The sequence below is a fragment of the Deltaproteobacteria bacterium genome (assembly GCA_005879795.1).
Taxonomy (GTDB): Bacteria; Desulfobacterota; Binatia; order DP-6; family DP-6; genus DP-6.
This window is the reverse complement of the sequence record VBKJ01000009.1, coordinates 1-9039: the sequence shown is the minus strand read 5'-3', so window position 1 is coordinate 9039 and position 9039 is coordinate 1. Positions and strand designations below refer to the sequence as shown.

Genomic DNA, 9039 nt, shown 5'->3' with positions numbered 1-9039 from the left:
CGCCGCGATAGGGCGCCGGCACGTCCTCCGCGCCGGCCGGGATGTAGAGGCCGGGCTCGACCGTCAGCACCATGCCCGGTTCGAGGGCGCGCGGCGCGCCGTTCTCGGCATAGCGCCCGACGTCGTGCACGTCGCGCCCGAGCCAGTGGCTCGTGCGGTGCATGTAGAAGCGCTTGTAAGTCTCCTTCTCGAGGACCTCGTCCACCGTGCCGTGGAGGACCCCATGGGCGATCAACGCCTCGGCCAGGACGCGCAGCGCCGTCTTGTGCACCGCCTCGAGCGTCGTCCCCGGCGCGACCGCGGCGATGGCGGCGAGCTGCGCGGCCAGCACGGCGTCGTAGAGGTCGCGTTGCGCGGGCTCGTAGCGCGGGCCGGTCGGGATGGTGCGCGTCACGTCGGCGCAGTAGCCGGCGCGCTCGGCGCCCGCGTCGATCAGGAGGAGCTCGCGCTCCCCGAGCGGGCGGTCGTTGTCGGTGTAGTGGAGCACGGTCGCGTTCGCGCCCGAGGCCACGATGGACGGGTAGGCCGGGCCGGTCGCCCCGCGCCGGCGGAAGGTGAAGTCGATGAGCGCCTCGATCTCGTACTCGTACATGCCGGGGCGCGCGCTGCGCATCGCCTCGCGGTGCGCGTCGCACGCGATCGCGATCGCCTCGCGCATGTGCGCGAGCTCGGCGGGCTCCTTGCGGAGCCGCATCTCGTGCAGGAGGTCGCCCGGCTCGCGGATGGTGGTGGGCCCGGTGCCGGTGCGCGGCTGCATCTCCTGCGCGCGGCGGATGAGGGCCATGAGCCGCTGCGCGAGCGGGTCGTCCCGCCTGACCGTGTGCCAGACCTGCGGCGCCTTCTCGAGGAAGCGCGGCAGCTCCCGCTCGAGGTCCTCGAGCTTGAAAGCGGCGTCCGCCCCGTAGCGCTCGACGGCGCCCTCGACGCCGGCGCGCGTGCCCACCCAGAGCTCGCGCTCGGGGTCGCGCGCGCGGACGAAGAGGACGAAGCGCTCCTTCAAGTCGGGCGCGAGCACGCACACCGCCTCCGGCTCGGGGAAGCCGGTCACGTACGCGAAGTCGCTGTCCTGCCGGTAGGGGTAGAGGATGTCGGCCGTGCGCGGCCGCTCGGGCGCGGCGGCGAGCAGCATGACGCCGCCGCCCATCCTCTCCATGATGCGCGCCCGGCGCGCCGCGAGGAGCGCGAGCTCGTCCGCTGAGGGGCCCATCGCTTCCTTACTAACACGCGCCCCGTGCGATGGCACACCTCACGGCAGCACCTGCTGGAACGGCTTCACCTGGACGCGGTTGAAGACGCCCTCGGTGACGTAGGGGTCGCGCGCGACCAGGGCCCAGACGTCACCGAGCGAGTCCGCCTCGAGCACGATCAGGCTGCCGGTGCGGTCGAGGAACGGGCCCGCGAGCCGGATGCGCCCCGCCCGCGCGAGGGGGTCGAGGTGCGCCAGGTGCGCCGGCCGCACCTGCGGGCGCTTCTCGCGCGCGTCGGGCGCGTCGTGGCCGATGATCACGTAGAGCATGGACGGGAACCTCCTTGCGTGGCCCGGAGGCCGCCATCTATCCTGCGCCGTGGATGGCGGACAACCCGGAGCATTCGCACCTGATCACCTTCCCCGAGGCGCTGGAAGCGCTCTTCTCGCGCATGGGGGAGCTGAAGGTCGTCCTCGGCCCCGCCGCCGCCCCGGGCGTGGACGAGGTCGAGCGGCATCTGCGCGAGGGGCTCGCGGCGCGCGAGCGCGGCGACCCGGGCGCCGCGGTCGCCAAGATCACGCGCGCGATGGACCTCCTCGCCGCCCTCGCGGGCCACGCGGACGCCGCCGAGGGCGCCATGATGCGCGCGATCGCCGAGCGCTTCCGCCAGGCGCTTGCCCGCGGCGCGCTCGGGGAGGCGAAGGAGACGGCGGACGTCATGCGCGCCCGCTCGGGGAGCGTGCTCACGCCGAAGAAGCCACGCTGACCTAGCCGTGACCTAGCCGAGCGCGATCCCCCGCCCCCGGAAGTGCGCGGCGAGGCAGGTGCCGACGTTCCGCCGGAGGTCGGGGTCGGCGTTCAGCAGGTAGACCTCGGGGCCGACGCGCCAGAGCTCGCGCTCGAGCCGCGTCGCCTCCCACCCGAGCCCGCGCCGGGCGGCCTCGGCCGCAAAGAGCGGCACCAGCTTGTCGCGCATGCGGAGCGTGGTGTCGGCGAGGAAGAGCGCCACGTCGGGCCGCAGCGTGTCGATGCGGTCGAGGAACGCCCCCACCTCCTCCTGCACGATCTGCCGCGGCGGGGCGGACTTGGTCTCGAGGTAGACCACCTCGCCCTCGGTGCAGGCGATCACGTCGTAGTCGCCGCCGTGCGCGGCGTGCGCGATGCGCAGCCCGTGCGCGCTCGCGCACTCGAACTCGCGTGCCAGGAGCTGGGCCACGTACCACTCGAGCGTGCCGCCGAAGGAGACGATGCGGTCGTCGCACAGCCGATATGCGCCGCGCGCGGCCGGGCGGACCAGGCCGGCGTCGGCCAGGAACCGCAGGTAGCGAGCGACGACCGGCGGGCCCACGTAGCGCCCGAGCCGCGCCGGCCGGAGGTCGTCGCGCTGCTTCAGCACGTCGCGCAGGAAGAGGCGGTAGGAGTAGTGGCCGAGGAGCTCGTAGTGACGCTCGCGGGCGGCGCCGTCGGGCACGAGGAGCGGCGTCGGGTCGCGCTCGCCCTCCCAGAAGAGCCCGCGGCGGTGGAGCGCGGCGCGCACGGCGCGTGCGCCGGCGTCGAGCGGGACGGGCGGCCCGGCGGTCCGCTTGGCACGCATGGGGCCTTTCGCTAGATACGGGCCGGTCGCATGGCCGACGAGCCCGCCGAGAAGGAGTGCTGCCGGCGCACGCGCGAGCGCTGGCTGGCGCGCATTCGCTCGCACTTCACCTCGTTTCCCGTGATCAAGGACGTGCCCTGCGACGAGTGCCGGGAGATCATCGAGATCCGGGTCTACGGGCCCTCGGCGGCGTGATGCGGGCCAGGTAGCGCCAGCCGGCCCGATCTGCAAGCTCGGGCCGGACTACGGTCTGCCGCTCTCACGGCACCCGTCAGGGGCCGACGCCAGGGCTTGCGCTCTGCCCCCCGGGGCGCACGCGAGGACGGCGCTCGCCACCAGCGCGATGATCACCCCGCCGCCCGCAAGCGCCCGCGGCACGCCGATCCGGTCGCCGACGAAGCCGATCCCGAGCGCGCCCGCCGTCGCGAAGCCGAAGAGGATCACGGTCATCATGCTCATGACCCGCCCCCGCATGCCGTCGTGCACGACCGTCTGGATGGTGGTGTTGACGGACGCCACCGAGACCGTCTGCAGCACGCCCATCACGAAGAGGAGGAGTGCCGTGGCGCGCAGCGTGTGCGCGAGCACGATGGCGCAGAGCGCGAGGCCGAAGGCGATCGCCGAGCCGCCCGCCGCCACATCCTTGCGCGGCACGTCCCCGACGGCCGAGAGGCCGAGCCCGCCCGTGACGGCGCCGGCGCCTACCGCGGCCATGAGATAGCCGAGCCCGGTGGCGTCGAGGTGCAAGGTGTCGCGCGCGAGCGCCGGCAGCAGGATGATGTACGGGAAGCCGAAGACGCTCATCACGGCCACGAGCACGAGCGAGGGGGCGATCACGGGATGGCGGCGCGCGTAGCCGAGCCCCTCGCGGAGCGCGCGCCCGACCGGCGGCGGCGCGCCGGGTGGCCGCCGCGGCAGGCGGACACGCGCGAGCATGAGGATCATCACCAGGAAGCCCGTGGCGTTGAGCGCGAAGCACCCCTGCGGGCCGATCGTGCCGTAGGCGAAGCCGGCCAGCGCCGGCCCGATCGTGCGCGCCAGGTTGAACTGCACCGAGTTGAGCGAGATCGCGTTCAGGAGCTCGCCGGGCTCGACCAGGCTCGGGATCACGGCCTGCATGGCGGGCGCCAAGAGCGCGCTCGCCGTGCCCGCGACCATGGAGATCGCGATGATGTGCCAGACGGCGATGTGCCCCCTCGCCGTCAGGAGCGCGAGGGTGAGCGCGGTCGCCGCGATCACGCCGAGCGTGCCGAGCATGATCGTGCGCCGGCTGGCCCGGTCCGCGATCGCGCCGCCCACGAGGCCGAGGACGAGGATGGGCGCGTTGCCGCAGAAGCTGACGGTGCCGAGGAGCGACGCCCGGCGCGTCAGGTCGTAGACCAGCCAGCCGAGCGCGATCTGCTGCATCCACACGCCCAGGTTGGCGATGAACGAGCCCGACCAGAAGAGGAGGTAGTCGCGCGAGCGCAGGACCCGGAGCACGCCGCGGAGGTCATCACGTCCCCAGCCCCAGGGTCAAACCCAGCGCCTCGCCGAGCGTGGAGGCCGCCCGTCCTTGCGGGCGAGTCGCGCCTACGGCACGAGCGCGCGTCGCGTCAGCTCGTCGTAAAGTACGTCGGCGATCACGCGATAGCCGGCGGCGTTGCAGTGAGCGTCCCGTGGCCAGTACAGACGCTCGGCCACCTCCGCGCGTTGCATTGCAGGCAGGGTGTCTATGAACGGGATGCCGTGCTCTGCGCACCAGGCCGCAAGTCGCGCGGCTGGATATCCACGGTGCCGGAGCCCGGGAAGGTTGTCCGAGATGTGGACGATGACGAGGCTGGCGCCGACGCTGCGAGCGAGCTCGCGCATCCTCAGGTACTCCGGTTCGACCTTCCTCCACTGATCCTCGAAGGCCTCGCCGGGCGCATAGACGGTGCCAATCCAGGCGGTGTGCCGTGCGACTCTTCGCGACACGTGCGCCTGGAGAAGAATGCGGAGCAGATGGGAGTGCACATAGAGCCAGGCCGCGGAGTCCCCGAGCCGGGCCGCTTCGCGCGTCGTCAGGTCGCCGGTCTTGGTGAAGGTGAGCGCGTCGACGCCGCGGTACGTATCGATGAGGTCGTTCGGCATGAAGGCGACGAGAACGAGATCGGGCGCGAAGGGCAGGCCGTAGTGCTCGAGCAGAATGCGCTCGGGCTCGGGGAAGAAGCCGGGGATGCCCGCCTTGATGATCTCGACTCTCGGATGGTCGCCCGCGCGTGCATTGAGCCGGGCCTCGAGGACCTTCAGGTAGGTGTCGTCGAATGCGGCCCCGCGGCCGTAGGTGAAGGAGTCACCGAGGCCGACGATGCGGAAGGTGCGGGCGGGCTTCGCCAGATCATGCTCCTCGTCGCGGAAGCCGAGGCTGTTGTGCCGGTGCTCGAAGCAGAACTCGCCCTCAGAGCAGGACGTTCTGACGCTCAGCGGGCGCGGTTTGTAGGGGAGGTAGGGGTCGCCGACCGCCTGCATGTACTGCGGCGTCAGGCGGCGCGCGAGGCCGAGAAGGCGCACGCCCGCCTCGAGAGCGCAGGCGCCGGCGGCGATGACGAAGAGGACGTACGGGATGAGAAAGCGACGCGAGCGTCGGGTCAGATCGTCGCTTGTCGACGTGATCACTCCGCGGCCAGCCGTTCGGCGAGGCGCGTGGCGAGCGCCATGATCGTGATCTGCGGGTTCACCTTGCAGGACGATGGGAAGAGACTCGCGTCGCCGACCCACAGACCCGGTGTGCCGTGGACCCGGCCGACGGAGTCGGTGACGGCCTGCCGCGGATCCTCGCCCATGCGGGCCGTGCCCTGCGGGTGGAAGGCCATCATCTCGAAGTCGGCTGCGGGCAGCTCGGCCCGCTGGAGAGCGCGCGCCTCGTCGATCGAGCGCAGCACCGGACGCGAGTGGACGCCCGAGTAGACCTCGCGGGCGCCGGCGGCAAAGAAGATCTCGGCGGCGAGCCCGATGGCGCGCGCGAGCTTCCGCGCGTCGACGGCGCCGAGCCGGTAGGTGACGCGTGGGAAGCGGCCGCGCCCGGCGCGCACGCGCCCCGCCGACTCGTCCGAGACGAGGGCCCCGAAGGAGCCGAGGCGCGCGTAGCGCGCCATGACCTCCTTGTGCGCCGTCCCGACGCCGGGGAGAACGGGAGCCTCCATCGCGGGCGGCACGAACTGGCCCTGGATGAAGATGCCCTCGCGCGTGAACTGGTGCACGTTGTAGGCCTGCGGCACCTCCTCCCAGCCGCGCACCTCCTCGTCGAAGAGGGCGCCGACGCGAGTCGCGGGGTGGATGTGGAGGTTCCGCCCGCGGAGCCCCGACGGATCCGGCACCCCGCTCCGCTCGAGCAGCGCGGGCGTGAGCAGCGCGCCGCAGGCCACCACCACGTGGCGCGCCAGCACGCGGAGCTCGTGGCCCGTCTCGCGCTCGTCCGCGTCGATGAAGCGGCCGACCACGCCCATCGCCTTGCCGGCCGAGAGGAGGACCTGGTCGACGCGGCAGCGCGTGAAGAGCCGCGCGCCGGCGGCGAGCGCGCGGGGCACGTAGGAGACGTGCATCGCCTGCTTTGCGTCCTGCGGGCAGCCGAAGGCGCACACGCCGGTGCCGAGGCAGCCGCGCTCGTTTCGGGGAATCCTTGCCCCCGCGTAGCCGAGCGCCGCCGCGCCGCGCTCGAAGAGCGTGCTGTTGCGGCCGTAGGTCTCGTCGGGGACGGGGCGGACGTGCAGCTCCTGCTCGACGCGCTCGAAGTAGGGGCGCAGGTCGGCTTCACGCGCGCCCCGGACGCCGTGGCGCTCCGCCCACTCGTCGAGGACGTAGTCCGGGGCGCGGTAGCAGGTGCCGGAGTTGATGGTCGTCGTGCCACCGACGCAGCGGCCGAGCGGGATCGGGATGGTCGGGCGGCCGAGCGCGAAGGTGAGCCCGCGGCTCCGGTAGAGGAGGTCGATCATCGCGCGCGGGTTCCCGGTGAAGTGCTTGCCGGTGAAGAAGCCGCCCTCCTCGACCAGCACCACGCCGCGGCCGCGCACCGCGAGCTCGCGGGCCACCACCGCGCCGCCCGCGCCCGAGCCCACCACGACCACGTCGGCGAGCTCGTGGACGTCGTGCGCGACGGCGGCGCCGTCGGTCATGGCGCGAGCCGCGCGGCGTGGTGCGCGGCGTTCGGCCCGTCGAGCAGCTTCCGCCGGAGGTGGGCGTCGTCGTAGCCGACGGCGGGCCACACCTCCGGGCGCTCGTAGAAGTGCATGAGGGCGAGGAGCTTCAGGCTCGCGAGAAGCTGCCGGCGCGGGCCGAAGCGGGAAGTCTCCCAGGCGGCGAGCGCGCGCTCGCGCGCGGCCGGGTCGAGGCGCGAGAAGGGCCGGGTGCGCTCGAACACGACCGCGCCGTACTCGATGGCGCGCAGCACGAGGCGGAGGCCCGCGGGGCCGAGCGGATGGAGGCGCGCGAAGTAGCGCGCGAGGGCCGCATCCAGGTCGGTGTCCGCGGCGCCCAGCGGGAAAGGCCCGCCGCGCGGCACGAGCGCGTCGAGGACCGCGCGCAGGAGCGCGGCGTCGCGGGCCGCGGGCGCCTCGTCGGTCGCCCACACGACCGCCCAGGCGCCGAGCGCGACCAGCGCGAGCGAGCCGTCGACCAGCGCGTTGGCCAGGTAGATGAAGGCGGGCAGCGAGAGCACGAAGTAGCCCGCGCAGGTGAGCGACGAGGTCGCCTTGCCGGCGGCGAGGAGCGGCATCAGGGGCGCGCGCCCGCGCGGGTCGCGTGCGATCTGGGCGGCGAGCAGCGTCACCAGCACCATGTAGGCGAGGCCGAGCGAGAGCCAGAAGCGGAGCGCCGAGGGGGGCGCGGGCGGGAAGCCGAGCGGGTGGCCGGCGGCGTTGAGCGCGCGCACCGTGCCGTCGGGGAAGAGGAAGAAGAGGAGCCCGGTCGTGGCAAATGCGACCGCGAGGCCCGCGAAGAGGAGGCGGAGCGCGCGCTGGAGGCGGTCCGGCATGGCCACCCATGGAACACCCGGGCTCCCGGCCGCGTCAACCGGCCTAGGTTGACAGCACGTGCGGGGCGGCGATACGTGCGCGGGCGTGAGCCGCCTCCTCATCTCGGCCGACTCGCACGTGATGGAGCCGCTCGACCTGTGGACGAGCGGGCTCCCCGAGCACCTGCGCGCGCACGGCCCCCGCGTCGAGCAGCGCGACGGCGTGTCGTGCATTCTGGTCGAGGACGCGGTCGTGCGGCGCCTCCCGGCGCCGGCGAAGGCCGCCGGCCCGGCCGATCGGCCGGAGGAGAAGACCTTCATGCCCGGCGCGAGCGACCCCGCGGGGCGGCTCCGTGACCTCGACACGGACGGCGTCTGGGGGGAGGTCATCTACCCGAACCTCGCCTTCTTCTGCTGCTTCCACATCCGGAGCCCCGAGCTCCAGATCGAGACGGCGCATCTCTACAACGACTGGGTGGCCGAGCGGTTCATCGCTGCCTCGGACCGCTTCGCCCCGGTCGCCGTGCTGCCCGTGAACGACGTGGCGGCGGCGGTGAAGGAGCTCTGGCGCGCGGCGAAGCGCGGCTTTCGCGGCGCGATGCTGCCCGCGCACGTCGACCTCCGCCCCTACAACGACCCGGCCTACGAGCCGCTCTGGGCCGTGGCCGAGGAGCTCGGCGTGCCGCTCACCTTCCACGCCGGCACGGGCCGCACGCAGACGCCCGCGCACGGGCCGGGCGGCGCCGTCGTCAACTACGTCGTCACCGTGGCCGGGCCGATGGAGACGGTCGCCTTCCTCTGCAGCTCGGGCGTGCTCGAGCGGCATCCGAAGCTCCGCGTCGTCATGGTGGAGTGCGGGAGCGGCTGGCTCGCGTGGGCACTGCACGCCATGGACGACGCGTATCGCGAGCACCACATGTTCGTGCGGCCGAAGCTCGCGCTGCTGCCGAGCGAGTACTTCCGCCGGCAGGGCGCGGTCACCTTCCAGCACGATCCCGTCGGGATCGCGAACCTACCGTTCACCGGCGACCGCTGCCTCATGTGGGGCTCGGACTACCCGCACCCGGAGGGCACGTGGCCGCACTCGCAGGAGGTGCTGGCGCGCCAGCTCGAGGGCCTGCCCGAGAGCACGATCGACCGCATCGTGACCTGGAACGCCGCCGAGCTCTACCGCTTCCGCCTGCCCGCCGATGCGGCCTAGGCGTCAGGCGAGGTCGAAGAGCAGGAGCTCGGACGGCGCGTGCGCCGCGAGCGCGAGGCGCGTCTCGTCGCTCACCGCGGCCCCGTCA

At 73.2% G+C, this 9039-nt stretch carries 8 protein-coding genes; 2 read left to right on the top strand and 6 right to left on the bottom strand.

Translation table 11 applies throughout. From position 1 onward, the window contains the following. The coding region (locus tag E6J59_00310; protein TMB24422.1) for a M24 family metallopeptidase at positions 1-1207 on the bottom strand (1207 nt) is incomplete at its 3' end. A gap of 39 nt (positions 1208-1246) precedes the next feature. Then, positions 1247-1516, bottom strand: a complete 270-nt coding sequence (locus tag E6J59_00305) for a hypothetical protein (GenBank protein TMB24421.1) — start codon at positions 1514-1516, stop codon at positions 1247-1249. A 14-nt stretch (positions 1517-1530) separates the two neighbouring features. Between E6J59_00305 and E6J59_00300 the strand changes: the two genes are divergently transcribed. Further along, on the top strand, positions 1531-1953 hold the full coding sequence (locus tag E6J59_00300) for a hypothetical protein (protein TMB24420.1): 423 nt from the start codon (positions 1531-1533) through the stop codon (positions 1951-1953). A 12-nt stretch (positions 1954-1965) separates the two neighbouring features. Here the strand turns inward: E6J59_00300 and E6J59_00295 are convergent, their stop codons facing one another. The 4 genes from E6J59_00295 to E6J59_00280 all read right to left on the bottom strand — a co-directional run bounded on the left by E6J59_00295 (position 1966) and on the right by E6J59_00280 (position 7781). Beyond that, positions 1966-2781 (bottom strand): hypothetical protein, encoded by an 816-nt coding sequence (locus E6J59_00295; GenBank protein TMB24419.1) that lies wholly within the window; start codon positions 2779-2781, stop codon positions 1966-1968. Between the two features lie 243 nt (positions 2782-3024). Further along, the gene (locus E6J59_00290) at positions 3025-4263 is read right to left on the bottom strand and encodes an MFS transporter (protein ID TMB24418.1); all 1239 of its coding nucleotides are present in this window, start codon (positions 4261-4263) and stop codon (positions 3025-3027) included. A 90-nt stretch (positions 4264-4353) separates the two neighbouring features. Next, complete coding sequence (locus tag E6J59_00285; GenBank protein TMB24417.1) at positions 4354-5418, bottom strand: SGNH/GDSL hydrolase family protein; 1065 nt, start codon at positions 5416-5418, stop codon at positions 4354-4356. Continuing rightward, positions 5415-7781, bottom strand: coding sequence for an FAD-dependent oxidoreductase (locus tag E6J59_00280; protein TMB24416.1), 2367 nt, complete (start codon positions 7779-7781; stop codon positions 5415-5417). Before E6J59_00280 ends, E6J59_00285 begins: the two co-directional genes overlap by 4 nt. A gap of 75 nt (positions 7782-7856) precedes the next feature. Between E6J59_00280 and E6J59_00275 the strand changes: the two genes are divergently transcribed. Continuing rightward, the gene (locus E6J59_00275) at positions 7857-8951 is read left to right on the top strand and encodes an amidohydrolase (protein TMB24415.1); all 1095 of its coding nucleotides are present in this window, start codon (positions 7857-7859) and stop codon (positions 8949-8951) included. The last annotated feature ends 88 nt before the right edge of the window (positions 8952-9039 follow it).